We start from the raw sequence: 26,260 nt of genomic DNA, 5'->3' as shown, positions 1-26,260 counted from the left end.
GGCTCGAAGCCGTCGCAGATCGCAGCAACCCCCGATGGCTGGGCGGCGATTCCTTGGCGACTGGGGAGGGCTGGGTCTCCGAACTGCTACGTTGTTGCAACGTCCGCTCTCGAGATCTGACAGAGAACCAAAGTAAACAGAACCAACCGCTGGCGTCTCTTCACTGCAATGGACCATGAACAGCTATCCAAGAGGGTGGAGGAGGCGCAGGCAGGCGATCCTGAGGCTTTTGGGGAGCTTGTCCTGGCGACCTGGGAATCCTTGGTGGCCTTGGCGCGAGTGACTCTGGCCGAGCGCTCTGGTGAGGCAGAGGATGTTGTGCAGGACGCCTATCACCAGGCGTGGATTGCCCTACCGCGATTGCGCAACCCTGGCGCTTTTCATGGTTGGTTGCAGCGTATTACGGTGCGACGAGCCTTGCGGTACCTGAGCAAGGAGCCGCCTCGCAATGCGAATGTCGAAGCCCCGGTAGCGTCGCCAAACCAGTGCGATGGAGACTTGGAAAGGGCCCTCGGTGAGCTGGCTCCGCGCCAGCGAGCGGTGCTTTACCTCGGAGAAATTCGAGGGCTATCGGACCGGGCGATTGCAGCCTCTCTCGGGATCGGAGTGAGCACGGTACGAGTTCACCGGCAGCGGGGGAGGCTCCGGTTACGCCAACTGCTGGATGGAGGCCACAAGAATGGTGGACCAGAAACGGTCAGAGGATCCTCTTGAACACCTGCGTCGGTGGAGTGAGGTTGCGCCCTCGATGTCAGCTCAGGAAGCGGCGCAGCGGGTGCTGCAGCGCTTGCCGCCCGGCCGTTCCCCACGCAGGCCGCAACGTCGTTCACTTTGGTGGTGGTCTGCAGCCGCTTTGATCGGAGTTGCCCTCTGGTTGAGCCGACCGGTTGACCGATTGGGCAACGATGTTCCATCGGGTAGGGCGTCGGGCTCGATGCCTTCGGCGCCGGATACCGAAAGCACGGTGGTGGTGATGACTTTGGATTCCGGTACCACCCTTTACTTCAGTCCCCATCTACAAGGAGAGGCGGATGGCCAAGAAACTTTTTAGCTCGTGGATTTTCGTTTTGATGCTGTTGTCGGGGTCGGCCTGGGGACAGGAGCCACTCGCTGCGGTCGAAGGGTCGCCTTCGGTGGGGAAATACATTCTCCGCTGGGCACTGCTGCAGGGCCAAAGAGATCTCGCTGAATCGAACGAGCCTGCCTCCAACCCAGGGGGAGAGGAGCTGCTCGACTGGGACTTTCGGCGAGACGATCGCGAGTTGATCGAGATCTTCCGGTTGGCCTCTGTGGAGACGCTGCAGCAGGGCGTACACAGGATCTCCGGCGCGGAAGACGATTTCTCGATAACGGTTGGCAAGGGAGCGAACCGGATCAGGATTGAAGGCTCTGTCGTGATCGAATCGAGAGAAGATTCTCGGGAGGCCCTCCGGGTGGCTCGATTCGCGTTTAAGTTTTTTCGACAGGAAAATCTTCTCTTCGCGCCGATGGTTCTCGCCCTTCTCGGCGAGCGAGCGATGTTGGTGAACGATGGCGGACCATCGGAAGCACTGATCTGCTTAGTGGTGCAGGTCGATCCCGTGGTTCCCGAGATGCTGCCGGAAAAGGTGCCAGCCGATTGACGGAGGGCCGCTTAACGGAGTCTGAGGCGCGCCATGCAGCAGATCGCCTTTCTGATCAACTCCGATGCCGGCCTCGAATTCGGGCATTCCGCTGCAGAGAAGGGATCCGGCGGCACGGATCACGGCCATGGCTCGTGCCTGTTCGTCCTCGGTGGTGAAGTCGACGGTGGCCGGGTCGACGGAAGATTGCCCGGGCTCGACCGGGATTTCCTTGACCAGGGCCGGGGCCTGCCGGTGACAACGGATTTCGAGCCCTTCTCTTCGAGGTGGTCGGTCACCACCGGCGCATCGCGGATCGCTCGGCCCTCTTCCCAAGATCAACGGGCATTGGGTTGCCGTGGTTCACGACTCCGGGACCAGCGCCACCACTCGCGCCGGACCGCCGGAGCCGCCGCCGATCTTGAGGGGCAAGGCGAGAACCCAGGCGCCGGTGGCGGGTAGCTGATCGAGGGCGGTAAGGTTTTCAAGGCCCCCTACATCGCGGGCGGCGGCGATGCGGTGGACCGGGAAGTCTTTCGAACTACCCACGTCGATGGAGGCGGTGTCCACTCCGAGCAGGGCGACCCTGCGCTCCTCCACCAACAGCCGGGCGGCTTCGGCTCCGTAGCTGGGGAATCGCAGCTTGCTGGCATCTCCTGGTGTGTCGTCGCCGAGGTAGGCCTTGGCTTTCGGCCAGTGGCGGCTCCAGCCGGTACGCAGCAGCACGATGGCTCCCTCCGGTACCTTGCCGTGCGCCTTCTCAAAGGCCTGCACGTCCTTTCGGCTGAGGACGAATTCCGGAGCCTTCGCCGCTTTCTCAGCGACGTCGATCACCACCGCCGGAGCGATGAGCTGCGACAGCGGTATGCGGTCTGTCGGCAGACCGTTCTCGGCGAAATGGAGAGGCGCATCGAGGTGCGTTCCGCCGTGCTCCGGCGTGCACACTTTGAAGGCGGAGTAGAACCAGCCGGCGGCGGTCGGCCCGTAGGCGAGTTCCTGTTTCTCGAAGCGGCTCGGCGAGGTGGGCCAGTAGAGGGTGTCCTCGTCCAAGGTATGGGTCAGGTCGACCATGCGGGCGCTTTCGAGGTCGAAACCGAAGGCCGGTTGGGCTAACAGAACCAGAATTCCGATCAGCAGAATCGTTCGCAGCATGTATCACCTCCTGAACTCGCGATGGGTGTCGCAACGTGGTCTACCGGCTTGCTGATGGGGCCGGTGGTGCCTAGTTTAGAGGGTACGAAGCTGACCGTGTAGGGATTGCCGGCTCAGCGGGCGAGTTCGCGCCACTGCGAAGCCGGGGCGAGGGTTCGCTTTAGGAGCGATGGTGGGGTGGCCCGGATCCGCAAAGGCGAGGATCGACGCCGGGACGCCGCTTTCGCAAGGGCTGGCGGCCTTTGAGTCGGGACGGAGTTTGAGTGGAGGAGAATCGCCGATCGAGCCGTCCCTCATTCCGCCCGGAGGGCAGCCATCGGATCCATGCTGGCGGCGCGCTGGGCCGGTAGCCAGCTAGCGACCAGCGCTGTGACCAGGAGCAGGAGTGCTCCGGCGGAGAACGCGATGGGGTCGAGCGGAGCCACTTCGTGAAGCGCTCCCGCCAGGGTCCGGGTCGCTGCGATGGCGCCGAGAAGTCCCAGCCCAATGCCGATCGTCGCCACTCGGGCACTGAAGCGAAGGATCATCGTGACCACGTCGACACGGCGGGCGCCAAATGCCATTCGAACGCCGATCTCGCGAGTTCGCTGGCCGGCCACGTAGCTCATCATGGCGAAGATTCCCGCGGCGGTGAGGATCAGAGCGGTCAACGCGAAGGCGCCGAGCAGTGCGAGCAGGAACCGGCGGTCCAGGACTTCGGCGCCGACGAGTTCAGCCATCGTCCGCTCGCTGTAGATCGCCATGGTGGGGTTGGCTTCCCAGATCGCCTTCCGGCCGGACTCGAGTAGGTCCGCCGGTTTCCCCTCCCCCCAGATCACGAAGGCATTGGTGCCGGTGGGTGCCTGCATGTGCGGCAGGAACACTCCTGGCACTGCGGATTGGTGAAGCGCGAAGTGACGAACGTTGCTGACGACGCCGACGACCTCGCGGGTCACCGGAGCGCTCCCCCAAAACTGCAGGGTGATGCGCTGGCCGATGGCGTTCTCCTGCGGCCAGTAGCGGCGGGCCAGCGCTTCATTGACCATCGCCACGGCGGGGGCGTCGGCGTGATCGCGGGTATCGAACCGGCGGCCGCTTCGCAGACCGATACCCAGTGCCTCGAACACGCCGGGGGTCACGATGGAGAAGTGGGTCTCGGGAGCTTCCACTCCCGAGGGCGGCGGCTGGCCTTGGACGACGAGAGGGCGATGGTCGGCGCCGAAGCTCTCCATCAGGGGAACCGACGACGTCATCCCGACGGCGCGGACTCCGGGGAGCGCGGAGAGACGCTCGACCGTCCGCTCGACGAAGGCCACCTTCTCATGGGGCTCCGGCTTCAGGTTCCAGCTTTGAACGGCCAGCACCACCACACCCTCCGTCCGGAAGCCGCGGTCCTCGCCCATCACCGAGAGGAAGCTGCGCAACAGGAGGCAGGCCGCGACCAGCAGCACGAGCGAGATGCCCGCCTGCGCGACGATCAGCCCACCCTGCGAACGGGAGACGAGCCGCCCGCCGGTCGCCCGCGCCTCGGTCGGAACGAGGGAACTTCGTAGCTTGGTGAAGAACAGCGGCGCCAGGCCTGTCACGAGAGCGACCACCAGGCTGACGGCGGCGGCGAGAAGCATGACCTGGCCATTGATCTGGAGCTTCTCGAGTCGAGGAAGGTCGGCTGGCGCAAGGATTCGAAGGCCTTCCATCAAGAGCACCGCAACCCCGACTCCAAGAGCCGCTCCGCCGAGTCCCAGCAGAAAATTCTCGGCGAACAACTGGCGGACCAAACGGCCCCGGCCGGCGCCGAGGGCTCCGCGCACCTGAAACTCCATCCTGCGACTGGTGGTGCGGGCGAGCTGCAGGCTGGCGATGTTCGCGGCGGCGATGGCGAGAACCAAGGCCACCGCGCCCAGCAGCAGTAGAAGGCTCTTTCGGATCTTTCCAACCATCTGCTCCCTCAGGGGGACGAGGGCGATATCCGTACGTGCGTTGGTGGCCGGGTGCTCCGTGGCGAGCTGGCCGGCGATGGCGGTCATTTCCGCTTGGGCGCGTTCGCGAGAAATCCCTGGGGCGAGGCGGCCGAAGACCGCGTAGAAGCCGCCGCTCCGTGCCCTTCTCTCCCAGCCTGTCCACACTTTGGGTGCCCAGAGCATGTTGTCGCTGGGGAACGCGAAGCCCTCGGCCATGATCCCGACCACCCGGAAGGGCTGCGCGTCGAGGATCAGGGTCTGGCCGACGATGGCGGGGTCGCCGGCGAAGCGCTCCTGCCAAAGCTGATGGCCGATCACGACGACCGCTGCCTGCCCGGCGGTGTGCTCTTCCTCGAAGAAGGTTCGGCCGTGGAGGGGAATTGCGCCGAAGACATCGAAAAACCCTTCGCTGACCAGGCCGGTGGAAAGGTAGATCGGCCCGTTTGGGCTCTGCCAGTCGAGCCCGACGGGTTCCATGGCCGCCAGCGGTTCGAAGGATTGGCTGCGCTCACGCCAGTCGAGGAAGTTAGCCGGCGACACCTCTTCGAGAGCGGAGTGTGCGAGGTCGTTCTGCATCACGGCCATGACGCGCCCGGCATCGGGGACCGGCAGAGGAGTGAGAAGAATTCCCTCCACTGTGCCGAACATCGCCGACGCGGCACCGACGCTGAGCCCGAGAATCACCAGGACCATGCCGGTAAAGAGGGGCTGCCGAGCGAGGCTTCGAAAGCCGAGACGAGTGTCGCGCATCAGGTCGTCAACGTGGCGCGTACCCCAGGTGTCCCGGCACTCTTCGCGAACTCGCTCCTGGGCACCAAAGGCTACGTGTGCTCGGCGCCGGGCTTCGTCCTCGCCTAGGCCGAGCCGACGAAGCTTGTCGACCTCCATTGCGAGATGGAACCGTATTTCATCGTCCAGCTCGTCATGGATCCGGCGACGGGTGAAGAGGGTTCGGATCAGCCGCGCTAGCCGTTGCAGGGGCATATCGGTACCTCCTAAGCTTCCTGAAGTACTCGCCCGACGGCGGCGGTGAATCCTTCCCAGTCCGACACCTCGCGCTCAAGCTGTAGCCGACCCGCCTTCGACAGGCGGTAGAACTTTGCTTTGCGTCCGGCCTCCGACACTCCCCACTCGGCATCCAGCCAGCCGGCGGACTCCAGTCGGTGGAGGGCCGGGTACAGCGACCCTTGGCCGATCCTCAGGTAATCCTCGGAGAGTTCCTGCAACCGCTGCGCAATCGCCCAGCCGTGCATCGGCCGGGGATGGAGGGTACGGAGGATCAACATGTCGAGAGTGCCCTGGAGGCGATCATTGCCCATCGCTCTTTCCCTTTCCCTGGAAGACTTTTGCACGGTTGATGACGACCGTCGACAACAACTGTAGACAATCTTGTTGTCGATTGTCAACAACAAGGCCTTCGGCGAAGGATCTCGAACTCTTCCGTGCGGTGGAGGGAATCGACGCGGTGTACGTTCCGGTCGGTCTGGGTTCGGGCATTTGCGGCATGATCGCGGCGCGGGACGCGCTCGGTCTGAGTACCGAGATTGTAGGGGTGGTGGCGGATCAGGCTCCGGCCTACGCCATGTCCTTCGCACAGGGCGAGATGATTTCGACTCCCACGGCCGACACCTTTGCCGACGGCATGTCCGGTCGAGTTCCGCATCCGGAGGCCATGGCGGCGATCTGGAAAGGTGTGGGGCGTATCGTGACGGTCAGCGAGAGGGAGATCGCGGAGGCCGTCCGCGTGTACGTCGCCGATACCCACAACCTCTCCGAGGGAGCGGGCGCGGCGAGCTTGGCCGCTCTCCTGAAGGACCGTGATCGCGTTGCCGGTAGGCGGGTCGCGGTGGTGCTCTCCGGAGGCAACCTCGATGCGAGCCGTCTGGCAGAGATCCTGGCCGGTTCGGTGCCCGCGCCCTGACGAGGCCGGCTAGTGGACCCACACCAGGAAGGCGATGGCGAGCAGAACGATCCACCCCGGGTGCCGCCCCTTGGTCCCGTAGAGGACCAGCAGGGAAGTGGCGAGCATGGCGAAGGCGATAACCGTTTCGACGAATCCCTGTGAGGCGCCACCGGGCGTCGCGAGCCGGAAAAGAATCGCGCCGAAGGCCCAGCCGAAGACCGTCAGACCGTGCCAGGTGGCCCACAGAATGCGCACATGTCGCGCTCGTAGCACCGTCCCGCCGTCCGAGGGAACGAGCCGGCCGCGGCGCATGCGCCGGAACAACAAGACCTCACCCAGCGCCGAGTGCACGATACCGAGGCCAAGGGCCAAAATGCCGGCGATCGAAAGCAAGGGTTCCATAGAGCGTGTCTCGGGCGCCCGGGCTATTCGATGGGCCAGTTGTTGCGCAGTCGAAAAGCCTTCTCGGCGTCCTGGGCGCTGGTCGCGGTGGACACTTCTTGGAAACCGAAACCGAGGCTCTTGAGGCGCTCTTCGCGCAGCCGGTTGCCGTTGAGGCCCAGCCAGATGCCGATTCCCAGGCCGATCAGATTGAAGATCACCCTGACCGCGAGCAGAACATCCGGATCGGACGTCTCTCGGATCCCCGCCACGAAGAGGCCCATCAATACGGCGAAGAGGAACAGACCCAGCGCGAGGAGCCACATGCGCTTGACCAACGCCCACGCCAGGCCGAAGAGAAAGGCCGGCCAGTTCCAGCCACTCTTCACCGCTTGGACTCCGCCGTGCGGATGCGCGTAGACGATGTACTGTTTCATCGTGAGTAACAGTCGGTGGGGTGGGTGAGTCGTTTCACCCTGATTGGATCCACAGGCCGATGAACTCGCTCAGGCGTCCAGGCGATCCTCGTAGGGTACGACCTCGCCGTATTCCAAATTCCGTCGCAGGATTCTCAGGTACATCGCCCAGCAGTTGCAGGAAATCCGGTAGTGCTCGTTCACCTCGGGCCAACCGGTGTGGTGAAACCTGAGCCACGTCTTGCCGCCTCGGTCCTCCAGCCCAAAACCCACCCGCGTGCCGGCCCAGTCGTCGTCGGCTTGCACCATCTCCAGCTCGAACTCGGAATCAGCGACTGAGCGCGTGACCCTCGCGGTCCAGAGATAGCCCGGTCCGAAATCCAGTTCGTACTCGGAACCTACGGTGGGCATGCCGGTGGATGCCTTCGTCCACCAGAGATCGAGACCCTCGGGGGTGCTGATGGCCCGGAAGACCCGCGAGAGCGGGGCTTGGATCGGGAGATCGTGGAGGATTTCGAGCATGGTGGCTCCGGGTAGAGATCGACAAGGTCGGCACCTCGGCGGACGGTCTTCCGGGTTCTCGGCATCGTATCGTAGGGGCGTCCTCCCGTGGATCGAGGTCATGCCGGAGAAGCCGAGGAGGCGGCCCCGGGTTGTGGCCGTAGAACGCTAGCGATGGAGGACGATCGCGGCCATCGCCTCGCCGGAGCACTTGGCAGCCAGGGCCTCGGCCTTCTCGGCCGTCCGGGACCAACCACGTGTTCGGGCATCCAGGGTGAGGGTGGTCATCGCCATGGCCATGTGGGACGGACACGATGCCGCGGATGCTTCTAGCTCTCCCAGGGCCAGGCGGGTCTCCGCAACCATTCGCCACCCGCCGCGCTCGACCGCCCATGCTTCGTTGGCCAGCAACCTCGACCGAGCGCTCTCGATCTTGCCGCCGGCCCCTGCGATCAACATCTCGAGGTTCTGCACTTCGCGCGCCTTGAGTTCTTTCCCACCGGCGACGAGAGCTTCGACAGCCGCCCCTCGTTGCAGCGCTTGGCTCGCGTCATCGAGCGCACCTTGTCGATAGAGAATTTCGGCCAGCAGGAGCCAGTGGTCGTCGGCCGCGTTCTCCGCCTGAACCGCCCGCCGAGCCTTCAGCTCCGCCGACGCAAAGTCGCCGGACTGAAGGTCCAGCCACGACCGCAAGGCCCAAACACGGCTCATCAGGTCTCCATCCCCTTGCTTGGCGGCGAGCTCAGCCAGCTTCTCCACCGCGCCGTGGGCGCCTGGTACGTTGCCTCGCTCCTGCTGCGCCAAGACCTGCAGGGAGTAGGCTGCCATCTCCAAATCCTGAGAGCTCCTGCCGACGGAGGCGTCCTCGAACTGCCGCAGCGCCGTCTCGACCACTGCGAGATCGCCGGCTTGCCAGGCCGACCAGGCGAGGCCGACCAGGACACGTACCGCCTGGGCGTAGCGTCCGATGGCTTGCGCTTGCGCTGCCAAAGTCTGGAAGCGGGTCTGCGCCTCGGTGACGTGGCCAAGATTGAGCGCCAGCCATGCCAGGTTCTCCTCGACCATCGAGGCTGAGAGGCCATCCCCCACCTCGTGAAACCCCGCCGCTGCGTCCGCCCAGAGACGTGTCGCCAGCGCGCTCTCGCCATTTCTCGCCGCGCGCACGCCCAAGCACGTGTCGACGCGGGCATTACCCGCGACATCGCCAAGTCGGGAGAATGTCTGACGAGCTTGCTCCAAATACCGAGAAAACTCGGCACGATCGCCACTGGCTCGCGCCAACAATCCCCGCGCCATCGCGATGTCTGCCTCGAAGGCCGGATCCGGGTAATCCCGGACGATCGAGCGGGTTTCGTCGAGCAGGCCCTGCGCCAAGTCGACTTCGCGGCGCTCTACCAGCTTGACGGCAAATCGTGCCAAGACCCGACCGGTGCTGACCAGATCACCGGACTCGGCAAACAGCTGGCGTGCGTTTTCGGCGGCGACCAACGCCTCGGGCAGGCGCCCGGCCGAGAGCAGCGAATACGCTTCGGCTTGATGTGCTCGCCCCGCCAGGTGGGTAGCGCCGAGCGCCGAAGCCAAGCTCGTTGCCTTGCGGGCAGCTTTCGCCGCCGCCTCGTGCCGCCCCATCTGTTCGGCGGAGGCAGCGGCGATCAGCTCGATCCGGGGGTCCTGCTGGGCTGCAGGGTTGCTGCGCAGGCGCTCGACGCTGTTGAGCGAAGCCTCGAGCATCCCGGCGCGCAGCTCGGCCTCGGCGGTTCGCAAGCCGTACTCGAGACTCTCCGGCGACAGCAACCAGAGCGCCCGATATCGTTCGAGAGCCGCTGCCCATGAGCGCGCCGCCCGGGAAGCGCCGGCCTCGACCCAGAGACGTTGCTCGTTGGGCAGGCCCGGGGCGAGCTCGAGCGCGGTTGCCGCGGCTCGCCGCGCCTCGTGGTAGTCGCCGAGCTCCGACCAGGCTTCGGACAGCGCCAGGTATGCCAACGGTTGGGACGGGTCTTCGGCGATCGACGTTTCCAGCTTGACGCGGGCCGCCGCGGCTCGATGACGCTGCAGCAGCCACTGACCCTCGTGAAACAGGCGCGCGGCCATGGAGGAACGGGAGCGAGCGTGTTCGTCGCCGAGCGGCCGTCGGATCGTTTCGCCACCCAGCCCCAAGCTGGCCCGCAGCCGAGCGCCGACCAGGGCCAGCGTCTCGAGCAGCTCATCAGCGGGGCGTTCTTCGATCAACACCTCCTGCAAACCGCCCGGCGCCGAGGTGTCCTTGACCCACACGTTGATGCGGAGAGCTTCCTGCTCCCCTTGGCCGTCGGCCAAGAACGAGCCGAAGACCACGAGATCCACGCCCAAAGCTGCTGACAGATAGCGATGCCCTCGCTCCTCGTTCGAGGGATCGGCCGACAGCTTTCGTTCGACGCTGCGCACCGCCGCCGTCGGCACGACCCGCAACTCCGGAGCCGCCGCCAACTCGGCCGACAGGCTCTCCGCGAGCCCGGTGGTCATCCAGTCATGCTCCGCAGCACCGGTCAAGTTCTCGAATCCCAGCACCGCAACCGTTCGTCGCGCTGCCATCGGCTCGTTCGAGACTTCGGTGGACACCGCGGCCCGTCCGTTTTCCGTTGCCGGGATGAACGGAGCGCCTCTCTTCAGCAGTCCGATGACGCCCCAGGCGCCTACCAGGACGAGCAGCGCCAGCAGCGCCGCGACCCAGGGAGACCGCCGTGGCCTTCGCTCCTCGGATGGCGCCTCGAGGGCCGCGGGGCTCTCGACGACGGCGACCAGGCGATAGCCGCGGCGCCGCACTGTCGCGATGTACTCCGGATTCTTTGCGCTGTCGCCCAGGAGCTGGCGCAGCTCGGAGACGCAACGCGCCAGAGCCCCTTCTTCGACCTCCGCACCTCGCCAAACCGCTGCCAGCAACTCAGCCTTGCTCACCAGCGCACCTGGACGGGCGCAAAGGAACACCAGCAGATCCATCTGCATGGGGCTCAAGGCCCGATCCTCACTTCCGCGTCGAATGCGCAGCTCGCGCGGTTCTACGGACCAGTCACCGACGGTGAAATCACTCGCTAACAGCGGTTTTTTCGTTACGAGCGCAGACATGAGGTTCGAACGACGATTCGCGGGCCTCGCCTGGTTTGGTGGACAGTGTCGACGTCGATCCTAGGATATCTCGAAGGATCTATTCGCTGCCCGGGACCCCGGCAGAGGGCGAAGCAAGGCGCGAAGGTCGGGCGAAGAAACCGCGGAGGAATCGCGAAGCGGAGGCGAAGGACCCGGCGGCTCCCATGAAGCCACAATCGAGCCCAGAACGCAATAAGGAACCGCGGACGTCGTTTCTCTTTCAGAGCCGACGTCCCCAATGACCTTCGGCGCTACCAAGGACCCGTGCAGCCAAGCGACCTCGACCCGCGTGATGCTGGCGATGTCGATGGAGACGGGATCGCACGCCGTAATCCACGCAGGAGGAAACCGTGAAGAAAAGAACCTGGATCGCTTGGAGCTTGTTCTTGTGTATCGTGCATCTGGCCGCGCAGGCCGAAGCCCAGACGATCATCGACCTGGGGCCAAACGCGATCGTTTCCGGGATGAGCGACGACGGCCAAGTGGTCGTCGGCTCCTTCGGGCTCGGCGGCTCTGCCTTTCGCTGGACCCAGGCCTCCGGCCTGCAAATGATCGGCGGCAGCGCGACGCCCTACGTGTCCGGCGACGGCTCGGTGATCGGTGGCACCATCATGGATGGCGCGATCGAAAAGGCGGCGATGTGGGTGAGCGGTACAAACTGGGAGCCGCTCGGCGAAGTTCCTGGTGGGGCGCCTTGCGACTCGTTTAGCACCAGTGTCTGGGGGATCAACGGGGACGGGTCGGTGATCGTAGGTTTGGCCTGGCACGACTGCGACAGCGCTCGAGCTTTTCGCTGGGACGAGGTCGACGGCATGGTCGACCTCGGTGCCGTGGGCCAAAACAGTCGAGCCAACGGCGTGTCGGAGGGTGGCACAACGATCGTGGGATGGGATGCGAACCCCGACACGGGGATATGGGAAGGTGTTCGCTGGGTTAACGGTATAGAAAGCCCTCTGAGCGCTGGCGAGGCCGTGGGAGAAGCGACGGCGACCAATTCGGACGGTTCGATCATCGTCGGCGGACGCGGCGGGAAACAATCCGACCAGGCGTACCGCTGGACCAGCACCACCGGTACGCAGCTGATCGGGGTTCTCCCCGACCTGGGCGGTAGCGCGCGGGCAAGAGATCTCAGCGAGGACGGCAACCTGATCGTAGGATGGAGTGGCGGGTCGCCCATCGAGCGCGCTGGCTTCGCCTGGACCCCAACGGACGGTATGGTCCGACTCGACGACTACCTGACGATGAAGGGCGTCGAGGGGCTCCAGCCCTGGTCGTTGGATACGCCCATCGCGGTTTCTCCGGACAAACGCTTCATCGCCGGCTGGGGCATTCGCAACGAGGCGTTTCATGGCTTTTTGGTCGACCTGAGCCTGTTCGCCGACGGCTTCGAGAGCGGCGACACGTCCGCTTGGAGCACAGTGGCTCCCTGAACCGGCCGACCTTGCAACGACGTCGCTGCACCGGCCGGCGCGGGCGGCGCCGTCGTTGCTCTCGGCGATCATCGGATGGTAATCATGGGTGCTCATTTCTAATGTTGTGGTCTCCCAGATGAAAACTACTGTGGAAATCTCCGGCGAACTCTTTGACCGCGCCAAGGAGACCGCGCAGGACGAGCCGACGACGCTGCCCTCGCTTATCGAACAAGGTCTGAGGCAGGTGCTCGAAGGCCGCCGTCGTTCTCCGGAATTCGAGCTGCGCGATGCCAGCGTGGACGGTGAAGGGCTCGCTCCGGAGTTTCGAGAAGGCATCTGGGAGCGGAACCGCGATGCCAGCGACTACTGGCGCGTGCTCGAATGAGTCCTCGCCACCGGCCAGTTGACCGGACCGGAGGTGCGCGACGCCCGGATCGCTGCCCTGTGTATCCACCACGGTGTTCGAGAACTTTGGAGCGCTGACCGCGACTTCGGAAGGTTACCCGATTTACGAGTTCGGAATCCGCTTGTCGGTTTTCGATTCCAGAGCCTGTCCCTGGGTATTTCGTGACGGCGGTTCTGCCAATCCTTGTCCTGATTCTTGACTCTGATTTTTGGGCCTACCCGGCCGCCGCCGCTCACCAAGGTCAGGGGGTGCGCCCGCGAGCGGAGCGCAGCCTGTCCGAGCTGAGAAGAGCTGAGAATCGGTCGATCTCGCCGGACTCACGACAGCGCCCTTCGGCGAGGTGAGGATCCGGCGAGTTCGAGCACCGTCCGCGGGCGCACCCCTCGACCGCTGACCGGTGTTCATTCGCCGTCAGTCGGAAGCGACCCCCTTCGCCGCCCCCGCAAACCGCTGAACGATCTCCCCCGCCGGCTCGATCTCGCGCACGCCATCGGCGCTCTTGCCTGCTTGCCAGTACTCGCGGCTCGCCTCCTCGTCCAGTGACGCCTTTTTGAGCTGGCGGATGGACTTCAAGGCGTAGAAGGTACGCATCCAGTGTTTGCGCTTGCGGCCGCGCAGCATCCAGCGGGCGAAGGGGCCGGCTTTGAGGCCCATCTTTTCGATGTAGGGGGTGTTGATCACCGCCACCGGCACGCCGGTGATGCGCTCGGAGAGGACGATGTCGTCGGCGTCGGCTTCGAGGATGGCTTGTTTGTAGGCGTCGGCGGCGCGGCACTCTTCGGTAGCGATGAACCGGGTGCCCATCTGGACGCCGGCGTAGCCGAGCTTTAGGGCCTCGACAAAGTTTTGCTCGGTACCGATGCCGCCGGCGCAGACCACCGGCAGGCCGAGGTCGGCGACTTCGTCGAGAAGTTCCGCCGGGGTGCGCTGGCCGGCGTGGCCGCCGGCCCGGTTGTTGACGGCGATCAGGCCGTCCACCCCTCCGGCGGCACCCTTCTCGGCCCATTTGCGCTCGGTGACGTCGTGGTAGACGACGCCGCCTACGGCGTGGACCTTCTCCACCACCCAGGCGGGGTTGCCGAGGGAGGTGACGAAGAACCGCACTCCTTCCTCCAGAGCGATGTCGATCCACTGCACCATGCGCTCGTGGTAGAGCTTGGAGGATTTCTCGATCAGCGCGTTCATCCCCACCGGCCGGCCGCCGGCGAGTCTGTGGATCAGACGCACCCCTTCCCGGAAGTCGTGACCGTGAACGTAGGTCAAGGAGATCGGCTGCAGGACTCCCATCCCCCCGGCGGCGGAGACGGCGCCCACCAGATCCGGGTTGCTGCACGGGTACATGGGGCCGCAGATCAGCGGTACTTCGATCCCCAGGTGGTCCGCCAGGGGGGTGTCGAGGAGCGGGTATTCGTCCGACCGATAGCGCACCGGGACGATCCTCTGCGTGTCGATCTGGTCCGGATCGACCACCGAGGCGTCCCCGGTAACTGCTTTGGCGTCGGGCTTTGGAGAGTCGCTCATTTGGGGGCCAGCCTCCAGTGAGTGGTCACCCGAGCCACCACCTCGTCGTCGGCGTTGCGGATCTCCGCCACCACCGGGTAGTCGGCCGTCTCGCGCACTTCCGGTGGACGGCATTGGCAATCGGCCATCAGCCGGCCGCGCGCTTTCTTGATGAACTCGCCGGAGAGTTGCGTGACGATGCCGCGCACACTGGTGGGCAGGCCGGTCAGCATCGCCAGGCCGCTGGTGAACTCTCCCAGGTTGATCAACGCCACGGCGTGGATCGAGGCGAGATGGTTGCGCACCCTGCGGCGATCGCGCAGAGACACCACGACGTGTCCCGGCTCGAGGGACTCGACCTTCGCTCCAATGGAGCCGGTGTAGGGGACGGTCAGGGAAACGAGACGGCTGTAGAGCCATTTACCGCCGGGTCGCCGGCTCAGGCGCCGCCAGGACTCGAGCGCCCGGGCGCCCGGTGAGGGATTCGCTTTGGCCATGGTGCGGCCATCATCCCCTAACCTTTCCATCTCGCCAAACCTCTGCGACCAGACGTCGGGGCATGGGGAGCTGGTGAGCGGACTCGCGGGCTCCGGAGCGGCGGCGCCGAAGCCCGCGAGTCATGGCTTCCGGAGGCGAACTACGACATGTTGTCGAGAATGCCCTGGATGCGAGGCTTCTGCCCATCCGGGGCCATTTCCAGGGCTTTCGAGTAGAGGTTCCGGGCCCTCTGGGTGTCGCCCTTGGCGGCGTAGGCCTCGCCCAGACTGTCGTAGACATTCCACGACTCCGGGTGGTCGTCGACGTTCTTCTGGAAGATCTCGATGGCTTGGTCGTAGTCCTCGGCCTGCATGAACTGGTAGCCGAGGAAGTTGACCTGGCCTTCATTGCCCAGCGGCACCGCTTCCACCATCATCGCCTCGGCTTCGGCCTCTTGCCCCATCATGCGGAGCACCCGCGACTTGGTGAATACGGTGGCGAAGTTGCGCTGCATGCCGAGCGCCTGGTCCGCCCAGGCGAGGGCCTGCTCGTGCTCGATGTCGTTCTGGACGAGGTAGTTGGCCGCGGAGGTGAAGCCGAGGAAGTTGAATCCTGCCCGCGAGCGGAGTTGGTTCTGCATCGATGCCAGGGCCAGCCCGTGGGTGTCGAACTCCACTTCGAAGGGAATCTTCGTTTCGGCCCACTGCAGGAACACGGTGGCCGAATCGTTGTCCAGGTTCTCGAAGTCGAAGGTCAGGCGCTCGGTGAAGGGCGCTTTGGAGGCGGTGGTGGTGACCCGCAGGGCGTCCTCGGCCTGGTCGTAGGAGAAGCTGCCCCAAGAGGTCGAGTTGTTGCTGAAGATGATCGTCCAGTCGTTGCCCTCGGGGATCATGTGCAGGCCGTAGGTGCCGGCGCCGATGCTCTGGCCCTGCACCTTGGCCGGCGCACTGAAGGTGATGGTGGTGTTCTCGTTGGCGCCGGCCCGCCACACGCCGCCGTCCGGCACCAGGGCGCCGAAGATGTCGCGGTCGTTGACCGCCGGGCGGTGGTAGGCGATCTTGATCTTCGCCACGCCGACGACCTGGGTTACATGGGCGTCGGGGCTGACTTCCGGCATGCCCCGGACCTGAGCGGACAGGGGGGTGGCGACCAACGCGATGAGCAGCACGAGGGCTGCGGTTCCTGGGTAGATTCTCTTGCTCATGGATTCGCTCCTCTTCGAAGGAAAGGTCTCGGAGGCCTCGCGACGGGTATGACGACGGATGGGGCGTGGGGTAGTGCCATCAGCCCGGGTGCGGCCGCGAGGCCCGCGAGAAAATCAGGTGACCCGAGGCTGATACGCGAAGGACGCCCGCGAGTTTCGTCGATCTACTACGTGGGTACGAGACGGCTCTGACGCCAACTCGCGACGGCGACGGCCACGAGCAGGGCGGCGCCGATGCCGTTGGCGAGGGAGAAACCAACACCGGAAGCCGGTGGGAAGAGGGCGAGGAGGGCGGCGAGCCAGAGCGCTCCCCGCGCGGCGGGGCCGAGGAGACCGAACAGGTAGCCGGAGACCGCGGCGGCCAGCGGCACGATGGCGACGAGGGCGGCCAGTAGGGAGACGGCAACGGTGGTCGCCGAGGCCGCCTCGCCGCTGCCGGTGAGCATCAGCAGGCCCGGCCGGAAGACGAACAGGTAGGGCAGGGTGAAGCCGGCGAGGGCGAAGCGGAAGGCCGCCAGCCCGCTTTCGAGCAGGCCGGAGCCGGAGATGGAGCTGGCGGCATAAGCGGCCAGGGCCACCGGCGGAGTGACCATCGACATCATCCCGAAGTAGAAGATGAACAGATGTGCCGCTAGCGGCGGCACGCCGAGTTGCCCCAGAACCGGCCCCACCAGCGTTGCCAGCAGCAGGTAGCAGACCGCCGACGGCAGGCCCATGCCGAGAATGATGGCGGACACCATGATCGCCGCCAGGGCGAGCAGCAGGTGGTCCGCCGCGAGCGGCAGGATCATCGCCGGCAGGCGGGTACCGAGGCCGGTCAGGGTGACCACGCCGATCACCACCCCGACGGCGGCGGCGGCGGTGATCAGGGCGACGCCGGCGCGGGCTCCCCCGTCGAAGCAGCGGGCGAGGCCGCGCCAGCGGAAGCGGGTGCGCCGGTGGAAGAAAGAGAGCAACAGAACGCCCGCCAGCGCCACCGTGACCGAGCGGAAGACGCTCACCCCGGAGAGCAGAAAGCCGATCAGTAGCCCGAGTCCGGCGAGGAACAGCAAGCCCTCGTAACGCCACAGGCTGTCGCGGGAGTCCTCTTCGGCGGAGTCGCCCTCTTCGGTTTCGTCCTCGGCGAGGTCGAGGCCTGAGGCCGGTGGAGCATCGGAAGCGATTTTCTCACCCTTGAGGGCCAGCCGCTTCGAGTAGCCGTCGACGATCAACAGGAGCGACAGGTAGTAGAGCACCGCCGGCAGCAGTGCCGCCCGCAGGATCTCCACGTAGGTCACCGGCGGATCGATGATCTCCAGCATCATGTAGGCGCCGGCGCCCATCACCGGCGGCATCAGTGCTCCTCCGGAGGAAGCCGCCGCTTCGAGGCCCGCCGCCACCTTGCGGCTGAAACCGCCGGCGCGCATCATCGGGATGGTGAAGGTGCCGGTGGTGGCGGTGTTGGCGACGGCGCTACCGGAGAGGGAGCCCAGGAGTCCGCTCGACAGCACCGCCACCTTGGCCGGCGCGCCGGCTCGGCCGCGGAACAGCCGCCGCACCCCCTCGAGCACCCAGCGGGTGGCGCCGGTGGCTTCGAGCACCGCGCCGAAGATCAAAAACAGAAAGACATAGCGAAACATCACCTGCAGAGCGACACCGAAGACCCCCTGGCTCTGCAGGAAGGTCTGGCCGACGATGCGTTCCCAGGAGTAGCCGCGATGGGGGAACAGAGCATCCGGTAGGGAGCTGCCGAAGACCGCGTAGAGCAGGAAGATGCCGGCCAGGATGGGCAGGGGCCAGCCCACCGTGCGCACCGTGGCGACGAGGATCAACAGCAGGCCGACGGTGCCGACCCAGAGGTCGATGGAGGTTTCGGCGCCGGCCCGCTCACCGAGGGTCCGGCCGGCGAGCCACAGGGGCTCGAACAGCGGTTCGCTCTGGACGAACAGGAAGAGCCCGACGGCGGCGAATAGCGCCGCTCCGACCCAGCCGACAACATGCTTCCCTTTCAGGAAGGCAATGCACACCCCGAGGGTGGCGAATGCCGCCAGCTCGCCCGGCGGGGTGAGCAGCGGGTAGTTGACCTCGACCAGGCAGAAGACCGAAAGGGCCACCGCCAGGGTCGAGGTCAGCCGTTCGCGGGGCGTGTTCGTCAGGGTCAGGAGCGATGCCCTCGTCAGGACTCGCCGGTGGGCGGATCTTCGGACTCGGAGTCACCGGTCGACGGCTCGGGCCAGATGCCGATCTCCCGGAAGTAGCGCTCGGCCCCCGGGTGGAAGGGCGTCCCGACATCGCGCACCACGATCTCCGGACGGATGGCGCGGCCGGCGGCATGGCGCTCGACCACCCGCTCGCGGTTTTCCCACAGGGTCTTGACGATGCGGTAGGCGGTTTCTTCGTCGAGGTCCGCCGCGGCGATGAGGTGCATCGAACCGACATTCAGGCCCTCGAATGCCTCCGTCTGGCCGCGGTAGGTGCCGGCGGCGATGGTGGCCGGGGCGAAGAACGGATAGTCCGTCACCAGCCGTTGCCGGATCTCCGGCGCGAAGGGCAGAAAGCGCACCTCCCGCGAGGCAGAGAGTTGGGTGATGGAAGGCGTCGGCACGCCGCCGCCGAGAAAGGCCGCGTCGGCGGCGCCGTCGGTCAACAGATCGACGGCGCCGCTCTGGGTGGCGGAGAGCGGCGTCAGGTCGTCCTGGGTGAGGTCGTGGGCCGCGAGAATGGGATTCACAAAGTGCTCGAAGCCGGCGCCGGCGGGGCCGATCACCACCCGCCTGCCGGCGAGGTCGGCGATCGTCTGAACCCCCGAGTCCGCCGGGGTGACAAACAGCGCGACGTTCGGTGCCAGGGTCATCAGCGAGCGGATCTCGAAGGGCTTTTCCCAGGCCGCCTCGCCGCGCACTGCGAAGTAGCTGATGGCGGCGTTGGCGAGGGCCAGATCCAGCTCGCCGCGATCGAGACGACGGATGTTCTCCTGGGTGCCCTTGGTGGCCTCGGCGGTCACCCGCCAGGATGCGCCACCGGACTGGTCGAGAGTCTCCGCCAAGGCGCCGCCCACCACGAAGAAGGTACCGCCCGGTGGCGCCGTGCCGACGGAGAGAAAGCGGCGTTCGTTGCTGTCGCCACCGCTGGAGTCACCGGTCGCGTTGGTATCGCCGTCACCACCGCAACCGGCCAGCGTCAGCAAGAGAGCCAGCAGAGTGGCGAAACTGAGGAAGAGAATCCTTCGGGGCATGAAACCGTCTCCTGTTGCTGAGTGAGGTTCGAATCGCACTAACCGCCAGCGGCTACGGTGGACGCCGAGGTGATCCGCTCGGGCGCGACGGGTAGTTCGTAGCAGACCGCCTCGCGGTGGTTGCGCACCAGCAAGTACGGTCCGGCGAGCGCAGGGTTGTTCCAGGTCTTGCCTTCGACGGCCGCGAGGCGGGCCAGCTCGCGATACTCCTCGGGGTCTGCCGCCACCAGCACGACCTCGCCCTTTTCGCTCACGATCACCAGCAGGTCGCCCACCAGCAAGGTCTGGCCGTGGCCGTAGCGGCCGCGCTTCCAGTGGCGCTCGCCGGTGGCCGGGTCGAGGCTCACCAGAGTGCCGTCATCGAGGCCGAAGACGGCGCCGGCGTGATGCACCAGGGTCGTGAACTTGGCCTTGAGACGCGGGCTCTCCCATTCGAGCTGGGGCGTCAGGGTACCGTCCGCACCGGCGACGATGCGGAAGAGCTTGGCGCCGATGCCGTAGCCCGAGGAGAGCAGAACGCGATCCCCCGGCAGCACCAGCGGCTGGGCGACGTTGGGCTGCGCCTTGGACCACTCCACCCGCCATAGTACGCGACCGTCCGCCGGATCGTGGGCGGTGGCGCTGGCGACATTGAAGGTCAGGATCTGCGGCCGGCCGGCGAGGGTGACGAGCACCGGCGAGGCATACCCGGAACGGCCCTCGCCGCCGCGCCAGCGGGTTTCGCCGGTGGCGGCGTCGAGCGCCATCAGCAACCCGCCGTCGCCGGCCGGCGACGTGCCCACCGGCACCACCACCAGCTCTTCGCCGGCGATCTCCATCGCCAGCGGCGAGGCGGCGACCCCCCAGTCCGGTAGTTGTGCGCCCGTTTCTCGGTAGAGATGGCGGCTCCATAGGCGGTCGCCGGTGCGGAAGTCGACCGCCGTCAGGCGACCCGTCGAGCCCATGGCGAAGACCCGCTCGCCGGCGATGGTGGGAGTGGCACGCGGTCCGTTGCCGGCCACCGGGCTCTCGTATTTCTCGGCCTCGCCGTGGGACCACACCGGTTCGCCGTTCGCCAGCTCGTAGGCGACGATGTGTTCCTCGTCGCCATACTGTTCCTGGGTGACGGCCAGCCCGCGATCCACCGCGAAGGCGGACCAGCCCTCGCCCATCGTCCGCCGCCAAACTTGCTTCGGCGGGCGCGCCTGCCAATTCGCATCGAGAGGCGGGCCGGCGAGGGTGGCGTCGCGGTCAGGGCCGAGGAACTGCGGAAAGGAGACGGTCGCGAAGTCCTGCGGATCGACGTTCCGGTCCACCGCCCGTACGGCGCTGTCGTCGTCCGCCACGGTTCTCTCCCAGCGCCAGTCGAAGATCGGCACCAGATCGCCGGTGACGCCGGTCACCCGCAGGGTGGCGAAGGCGAGAGTCGAGACGGCGACCAGGGCCACCACCCACCCGAGGCGCACCCACCAGCGCCAGCCGGAGGCGAGGAGCATCCACAGGAAGAGGGCGATGCCGCCCAACAGCAGGGCGAGCACCGACTGCGTGAACTTCTCCTGGCCGGGCCAGGGTGCGAAGAGGCGAACCCACAGCAGGCGGGCCAGCACGAGCAAGACCACCGCGGCGGGAAACCAGCGGCGAAGGGCGCGGAGAAAGCTCATCGGAAGGGGCTCATCGGAGTCGGGTCCAAGGGTAGCGAATTCACCCGCCTGGCGCTACGGCCCTGTACCATCTCCCCATGCGAGCGTTGACCTTCCAAGGGGTAGAGCGGTTGTCCTGGGAAACGGTTCCGGATCCCTCGATCCGGTCACCGGGCGATGCGCTGGTGCGGGTCGAGTTGGCCGGCCTGTGCGGTTCGGATCTTCACGTGTATCACGGTCGCGAGGCGGGCCTCGATGTCGGTACGGTGATGGGCCACGAGCTGGTGGGGGAGGTGGTCGAAGTAGGCGCCGAGGTCCGCTCCTTTCGGCCGGCAGACCGAGTGGTCAGCCCGTTCACCACCTGCTGCGGAGCCTGCTTCTACTGCCGGCGGGGCCTGACCGGCCGCTGCTCCGCCGGCCAGCTCTACGGCTGGGTGGAGGGTGGAGAGGGCCTGCACGGCGTGCAGGCAGAGTACGCGCGGATACCGCTGGCGGACTCGACCCTGGTGGCGGTGCCGGCAGGTCTGGCGCCGGAGGTGGCCCTGTTCACCGGCGACATCCTGGCGACGGGATTCTTCTGCGCCGAGCTGGCCGGTTGCCGGCCCGGCGAGGTGGCGGTGGTGCTCGGCTGCGGCCCGGTGGGCCTGATGGCGGTGGTGGGCGCCCGGGAACTGGGGGCGGAGCGGGTGCTGGCGGTGGACTCGGTGCCCGGCCGTCTCGCCCTGGCCGAAGGCTTCGGCGCCGAGGGCCTCGATCTCGGTCGCGGTGAGGAGTCGGTGGTGGCGGCGGTCGGCGCCGCCACCGAAGGTCGCGGCGCCGACGCCGTGCTCGAAGCGGTGGGCAGTCCTGGAGCGAGCCGTCTGGCGATCGATCTGGTGCGACCGGGCGGTAGCGTGGCGGCGGTCGGCGTGCACACCGCACCGACCTTCGCCTTCAGTCCGGCGGAGGCTTACGACAAGAACCTCACCTTCCGCACCGGCCGCTGTCCGGCCCGGGCCTACATGGACCGGCTGCTGAATTTGGCCGTCACCGGTCGCTACGACCTGTCGGCGATCGTCTCCCACCGCATGCCCCTGGCGCGCGGTGACGAGGCCTACGCAATGTTCGCGGCGCGGACCGAGGGCTGCACCAAGGTACTGCTGGAACCGGCCTGAGGTGCCGCCGGTGATGGAGCGAAGCCGCGCCGCGGTCCTACTCCGTCGGTCCGCTCTCGGACAGGAGATCGGTGCCACCCTCGTCGGTGGCGCGGTCTTCGGCGATCTGGCGTTCCACGTCATCGTCCGGTGTGAGGTCCGCGACGTGGTCCCGGTTGGGCGGCGCGGCCGGTGGGGTGGCCGGTTCCGGCGCGCCGCCCCGCACCATGTGGATCCGATAGATCGGCTCCGGTAGGTCCATGCCGGCCCCTTCGAGCACCTTCTTGACCCGTCGGATGGCCTCCCCTTTGACCTTGCCGAAATCCGCTTCGCGCTGGTCCACCCAGCCCCAGAAGCGCAGCGTCACGCTCGAATCGCCGAGTTCGGTGATCAGCGCCCGTGGACCCGGATCCTCGAGCACGCTCTCCATCGTGACGAGGGCGTCGACCCCGAGCCGCTGTGCCTCCACCAAGTCCTCACCCACCCCCACGCCGACGCCAAAGTCGAAGCGGCGGTTGGGGTTGCGGCTGTAGTTGAGGATCACGCCCTTGAACACCTGCGAGTTGGGAATCCGCAGGTGGTTGCCGTCGAGGGTCATCAGAATAGTCGCCCGGGAGGTCAAGCGCACCACCTTGCCTTCGAGGTCGTCGATCCGGACGTGATCGTTCGGCGCGAAGGGCTGGCGCAGGCTCATCAGGACGCTCGCCAGGTAGTTTTCCACCAGGTCGCGGAAGGCGAAGCCCAAGGCCAAGCCGAGAACGCCGGCGGCGCCGAGCACCGCGCCGACCAGAGCGGTGGCGTCGAGCAACTCCAGCGCCACCAGGATGCCGACCACCAGGATGCCGGTGCGCACCGCCTGACGCAGAATGTCCTGGGCGAAGCGGTTGTGGGCGATGCGGGCATACAGGCCGTCCCAGCGGCCCACCCAGCGGGCCAGCAGGTAGAAAAGAACGACGATCACCAGCGCGATGAGGAAGAGCGGCAGATAAGAGATCAGCGTACGCAGACGATCCGTAGCTTCATCCAGAGCCGGGGCGAGGCGTAGCCGCGGATCGAGCTCGACCTCGATCCGGTTCGAAACGCCGGCCACGCCTTCGATCTGCCGGGCCAGTTCCTCCGCCTCGAGGCGGTCCGCTTCGGAAAGCACCTTGCCGGCGAGGGTCACCACGCCGGCTTCGGCGCTCGCCTCCACGCCGGCCAGATCGTCGATCTGGTCGAAGCGCTGCTCCAAACCGCGGGCCAGGGTTTCGTCGTCGGTGGTTTCCACCTCGGCCCTGAGGGTGCCGGTGGCTGCGGCTTCTTCGCCCTGGCCGCGCGCCGTCGGTGCCTGGAGCAGGAGAAGAGCGAGGGCGAGGGCCGCCGGCAGCGGGCGGATGAAACGGTGAATCATGCGGTAGATCTCCTGAACGCTGGTCGCTGCTGGCTGGCAGGGCGCTGAAGAACTCCGACAGGCCGTTCAGCACCCTGCAATCGAGCCCACAGGGCTTTTTTCAGCAACCTGCTAGCGGACATAGACGGTTTTGGTGTTGACGAACTCGCGGATGCCGAAGCGCGCCAGCTCCCGTCCGTAGCCGCTTTGCTTGATGCCGCCGAAGGGCAGCCGCGGGTCGGACTTGACGAAATCGTTGACGAAGCAGCAGCCGGCTTCGAGTCGTTCGGTGGCGATGCGCTCGCCGCGTTCGGTGTCGGCCGTGAAGACCGCGGCGCCGAGGCCGAAGTCGCTGTCGTTGGCTACCCGAATGGCTTCCTCTTCGTCGCTCACCGGAATGATCGCGGCCACCGGCCCGAAGAGTTCTTCTTCGTAGGCCGCCATGCCGCGGGCGACATCCGTCAGCACCGTCGGCGGGTAGAAGGCGCCGTCGCCGGCGGGAATCTCGCCGCCGAGGAGGCACCGGGCGCCGGCCTCTAGGCTGCGCTCGACCTGCTCGTGCAGCTCGTCGCGCAGATCCTCGCGTGCCTGGGGGCCGAGATCCGTTGCTTCGTCCATGGGGTCGCCCATCTTCGCCTCGGACATCTCCGCAAGCAGCAGGCGCTCGAAGGTCTCCCGCACCGACTCCACCACGATGAAGCGCTTGGCGGCAATGCAGCTTTGGCCGGAGTTGATCAGCCGGCTTTGGGCGCAGATGGCGGCGGCGGCTGCGAGATCCGCGTCGGCGAGGATCAGGTAGGGGTCGCTGCCGCCGAGCTCCAGGACCGTCTTCTTCAGTTGTTCTCCGGCCTTGGCGGCCACCGCCCTGCCTGCTGGCGTGCTGCCGGTGAGGGTCGCCGCTCGTACTCGGTCGTCTTCCAGCACCGCCGCCACTTGGTCCGAGGAGATCAGCAGGGTGCGGAAGATGTGCCGTGGGAAACCCGCCCGGCGGATCAGCTCCTCGATGGCGAGGGCGCAGCCGGGTACGTTGGAGGCGTGCTTGAGCACGCCACCGTTGCCGGCCATCAGGGCCGGTGCCAGGAAGCGGAAGACCTGCCAGAAAGGGAAGTTCCAGGGCATCACCGCCAGCACCACTCCGAGCGGACGATAGGCGACGAAGCTGTGCGTGGCGTCCGTTTCGGCGTCCTCGGGCTCCAGGAATGACTCTCCGTGGTCGGCGTAGTAGTCACAGACCCATGCACATTTTTCCGCTTCGGATCGCCCTTGGGAGACCGGCTTACCCATCTCTTCGGCCATCCGTTCCGCCAACTCGCCGGCGCGTTCCCGGAGCGCCTCGCCGGCGACCCGGAGGTGCCGAGCCCGTTCGGCGAAGCGGGTGGTGGACCACTCTCTTTGGGCCGCGTCGACCTGACCCAGAATGCTCTGCACCTGTTCGGTCGAGTGCCCCGGGTAGGAGCGCACGGATCTACAGGTGGCGGGATTGACGACTTCGAAACTGGACATGGGCTCTCCTGTGTTCGAACGCGAAGCAAGGGACCATGCGGAATGCTATCTCGCGGGCTAATTGGCCTCGAAGGTGATCCTCGGCCTGCGGCCGGGAAGGCGAGGCAGTGCAGTCTGATACCGAGCAGGCCCGGTACAGAACGACTGAAGGAGAATCTACGACCGAGCCCAAAGGGCGAGGCGGCGGCTCGGCCGCCGTGGGATGGGGTGAGCCCGAAAGCTGTACCTTCGGGCGAGGGGGCGCCTAGCCCCCTGATCACAACGGTAGCAGCGCTGCTGAAAGCGTCCGCGCAGCGGTTCTTCAGCGGTCTGCTAACCGGGCTACAATGCCCTCCATGGACTACGAACGGGAGGTGCTGTCGGCGGCGGCCTTTCCGGAGGACCTGCGCAGCGAAGCCAGCCTGCGCCCCCGGGAGCTGACCGAGTACATCGGCCAGGAGAAGCTGGTCGAGAACCTCCGTATCTTCATCAGCGCTGCCCGCGGCCGCAACGAAGTTTTGGATCACGTTCTGCTGTTCGGACCGCCGGGCCTCGGCAAGACCACCCTGGCGCACATCATCGCCCAGGAGATGGGTGCTGAGATCCGGGTCACCTCCGGCCCGGTGCTCGAAAAGGCCGGCGATTTGGCGGCGGTGCTGATCAACCTCGAACCCGGCGACGTCTTGTTCATCGACGAGATCCACCGCCTGGGACCGACGGTCGAAGAAATCCTCTATCCGGCGCTCGAAGATTTCGCTCTGGATCTGGTCCTCGGCCAGGGCCCCTCGGCGAGCACCGTGCGGCACGACCTGCCGCGCTTCACGCTGGTCGGCGCCACCACCCGCGCTTCACTCATCTCGTCGCCCCTGCGGGCGCGCTTTGGCATCGTCCATCGGCTCGACTTCTACTCCTCGCGAGAGCTCTCGACCATCGTCGATCGCTCCGCCGCCATCCTCGGCGTACCGATCGACGGCGCCGGCGCCCAGGAGATTGCCCGCCGCAGCCGCGGCACGCCGCGCATCGCCAACCGCCTGCTGCGCCGGGTGCGCGACTTCGCCGAGGTCAAGGCCGACGGCGAGATCGACCGGGAGATCGCCCGCCAGGCTCTCCACCAGTTGGAGGTGGACGACTTCGGCTTCGACGATCTCGACCGCAAGCTTCTCGGCATTCTGATCGAGCACTACGACGGCGGCCCGGTGGGATTGAAGGCGCTGGCCGCCGCGGTGGGCGAGGACAGCAGCACGCTGGAAGATCTCTACGAACCCTTCCTGATCCAGGAGGGCTTTCTGCAGCGCACGCCGCGTGGCCGGGTGGCGACCCGCCGTGCCTACGAGCATTTGGGCTATCCGACGTCACCGAAAAGTCCAGGGACATCGCTGCCCCTGTTTGAGTAACTCACCTCCGGGCGCTCTCGCCCTCACAGCCCT

Annotated in this window: 21 protein-coding genes; 6 read left to right on the top strand and 15 right to left on the bottom strand. The window is 66.4% G+C overall.

The window, feature by feature from the left end; all coding sequences use genetic code 11:
- The first annotated feature begins 1,031 nt into the window (after positions 1-1,031).
- Entirely contained in the window at positions 1,032-1,622 is a 591-nt protein-coding gene (locus AAF481_14275) for a hypothetical protein (protein ID MEM7482339.1), read from the top strand.
- A 342-nt stretch (positions 1,623-1,964) separates the two neighbouring features.
- On the opposite strand, the gene AAF481_14270 is transcribed toward AAF481_14275, so the two are convergent.
- The 3 genes from AAF481_14270 to AAF481_14260 all read right to left on the bottom strand — a co-directional run bounded on the left by AAF481_14270 (position 1,965) and on the right by AAF481_14260 (position 6,012).
- Positions 1,965-2,753, bottom strand: coding sequence for a cyclase family protein (locus AAF481_14270; protein ID MEM7482338.1), 789 nt, complete (start codon positions 2,751-2,753; stop codon positions 1,965-1,967).
- A 293-nt stretch (positions 2,754-3,046) separates the two neighbouring features.
- A complete protein-coding gene (locus tag AAF481_14265; GenBank protein ID MEM7482337.1) occupies positions 3,047-5,677 on the bottom strand; it encodes an ABC transporter permease in 2,631 nt (876 codons plus the stop codon).
- An 11-nt stretch (positions 5,678-5,688) separates the two neighbouring features.
- The gene (locus tag AAF481_14260) at positions 5,689-6,012 is read right to left on the bottom strand and encodes a PadR family transcriptional regulator (protein ID MEM7482336.1); all 324 of its coding nucleotides are present in this window, start codon (positions 6,010-6,012) and stop codon (positions 5,689-5,691) included.
- A gap of 80 nt (positions 6,013-6,092) precedes the next feature.
- Between AAF481_14260 and AAF481_14255 the strand changes: the two genes are divergently transcribed.
- On the top strand, positions 6,093-6,614 hold the full coding sequence (locus tag AAF481_14255) for a pyridoxal-phosphate dependent enzyme (protein MEM7482335.1): 522 nt from the start codon (positions 6,093-6,095) through the stop codon (positions 6,612-6,614).
- 9 nt (positions 6,615-6,623) lie between these two features.
- On the opposite strand, the gene AAF481_14250 is transcribed toward AAF481_14255, so the two are convergent.
- From AAF481_14250 to AAF481_14235, 4 genes are all read right to left on the bottom strand, one after another.
- Positions 6,624-6,998, bottom strand: a complete 375-nt coding sequence (locus tag AAF481_14250; GenBank protein ID MEM7482334.1) for a hypothetical protein — start codon at positions 6,996-6,998, stop codon at positions 6,624-6,626.
- 23 nt (positions 6,999-7,021) lie between these two features.
- Positions 7,022-7,366, bottom strand: a complete 345-nt coding sequence (locus AAF481_14245) for a DUF2628 domain-containing protein (protein MEM7482333.1) — start codon at positions 7,364-7,366, stop codon at positions 7,022-7,024.
- A 117-nt stretch (positions 7,367-7,483) separates the two neighbouring features.
- Positions 7,484-7,915, bottom strand: a complete 432-nt coding sequence (locus AAF481_14240; protein ID MEM7482332.1) for an SRPBCC domain-containing protein — start codon at positions 7,913-7,915, stop codon at positions 7,484-7,486.
- A 147-nt stretch (positions 7,916-8,062) separates the two neighbouring features.
- Positions 8,063-10,876 carry a winged helix-turn-helix domain-containing protein gene (locus tag AAF481_14235; GenBank protein MEM7482331.1) on the bottom strand — a complete coding sequence of 938 codons (2,814 nt, stop codon included), beginning with the start codon at positions 10,874-10,876 and terminating at the stop codon, positions 8,063-8,065.
- Between the two features lie 491 nt (positions 10,877-11,367).
- Here AAF481_14235 and AAF481_14230 point away from each other — a divergent pair, with 491 nt between their 5' ends.
- Both AAF481_14230 and AAF481_14225 read left to right on the top strand, forming a co-directional pair.
- A complete protein-coding gene (locus AAF481_14230; protein MEM7482330.1) occupies positions 11,368-12,447 on the top strand; it encodes a hypothetical protein in 1,080 nt (359 codons plus the stop codon).
- Between the two features lie 130 nt (positions 12,448-12,577).
- On the top strand, positions 12,578-12,814 hold the full coding sequence (locus tag AAF481_14225; protein ID MEM7482329.1) for a DUF2191 domain-containing protein: 237 nt from the start codon (positions 12,578-12,580) through the stop codon (positions 12,812-12,814).
- Positions 12,815-13,246: 432 nt separating this feature from the next.
- On the opposite strand, the gene AAF481_14220 is transcribed toward AAF481_14225, so the two are convergent.
- The 6 genes from AAF481_14220 to AAF481_14195 all read right to left on the bottom strand — a co-directional run bounded on the left by AAF481_14220 (position 13,247) and on the right by AAF481_14195 (position 20,870).
- The gene (locus AAF481_14220) at positions 13,247-14,356 is read right to left on the bottom strand and encodes a nitronate monooxygenase (protein MEM7482328.1); all 1,110 of its coding nucleotides are present in this window, start codon (positions 14,354-14,356) and stop codon (positions 13,247-13,249) included.
- Positions 14,353-14,832, bottom strand: coding sequence for a hotdog fold domain-containing protein (locus AAF481_14215; protein ID MEM7482327.1), 480 nt, complete (start codon positions 14,830-14,832; stop codon positions 14,353-14,355). Before AAF481_14215 ends, AAF481_14220 begins: the two co-directional genes overlap by 4 nt.
- A 140-nt stretch (positions 14,833-14,972) precedes the next feature.
- Positions 14,973-16,016 carry a DUF2911 domain-containing protein gene (locus AAF481_14210; GenBank protein ID MEM7482326.1) on the bottom strand — a complete coding sequence of 348 codons (1,044 nt, stop codon included), beginning with the start codon at positions 16,014-16,016 and terminating at the stop codon, positions 14,973-14,975.
- 167 nt (positions 16,017-16,183) lie between these two features.
- The gene (locus tag AAF481_14205) at positions 16,184-18,109 is read right to left on the bottom strand and encodes a TRAP transporter fused permease subunit (protein MEM7482325.1); all 1,926 of its coding nucleotides are present in this window, start codon (positions 18,107-18,109) and stop codon (positions 16,184-16,186) included.
- Positions 18,110-18,171: 62 nt separating this feature from the next.
- Entirely contained in the window at positions 18,172-19,230 is a 1,059-nt protein-coding gene (locus tag AAF481_14200; protein ID MEM7482324.1) for a TAXI family TRAP transporter solute-binding subunit, read from the bottom strand.
- Between the two features lie 38 nt (positions 19,231-19,268).
- Entirely contained in the window at positions 19,269-20,870 is a 1,602-nt protein-coding gene (locus tag AAF481_14195; protein ID MEM7482323.1) for a PQQ-binding-like beta-propeller repeat protein, read from the bottom strand.
- Between the two features lie 77 nt (positions 20,871-20,947).
- Between AAF481_14195 and AAF481_14190 the strand changes: the two genes are divergently transcribed.
- Entirely contained in the window at positions 20,948-22,003 is a 1,056-nt protein-coding gene (locus AAF481_14190; GenBank protein MEM7482322.1) for an alcohol dehydrogenase family protein, read from the top strand.
- A 37-nt stretch (positions 22,004-22,040) separates the two neighbouring features.
- Here the strand turns inward: AAF481_14190 and AAF481_14185 are convergent, their stop codons facing one another.
- Positions 22,041-23,372: a mechanosensitive ion channel family protein gene (locus AAF481_14185; protein ID MEM7482321.1), complete on the bottom strand. Its 1,332-nt coding sequence runs from the start codon at positions 23,370-23,372 to the stop codon at positions 22,041-22,043.
- Between the two features lie 111 nt (positions 23,373-23,483).
- Entirely contained in the window at positions 23,484-24,854 is a 1,371-nt protein-coding gene (locus tag AAF481_14180; protein MEM7482320.1) for an NAD-dependent succinate-semialdehyde dehydrogenase, read from the bottom strand.
- Between the two features lie 335 nt (positions 24,855-25,189).
- On the opposite strand from AAF481_14180, the gene ruvB reads away from it, so the two are divergent.
- The gene (ruvB, locus tag AAF481_14175) at positions 25,190-26,227 is read left to right on the top strand and encodes a Holliday junction branch migration DNA helicase RuvB (protein ID MEM7482319.1); all 1,038 of its coding nucleotides are present in this window, start codon (positions 25,190-25,192) and stop codon (positions 26,225-26,227) included.
- Positions 26,228-26,260 lie beyond the last annotated feature (33 nt).

The sequence above is a fragment of the Acidobacteriota bacterium genome, from assembly GCA_039030395.1.
In the GTDB taxonomy this organism is placed as follows: domain Bacteria; phylum Acidobacteriota; class Thermoanaerobaculia; order Multivoradales; family JBCCEF01; genus JBCCEF01.
This window is presented reverse-complemented; position numbering and strand designations above follow the sequence as displayed.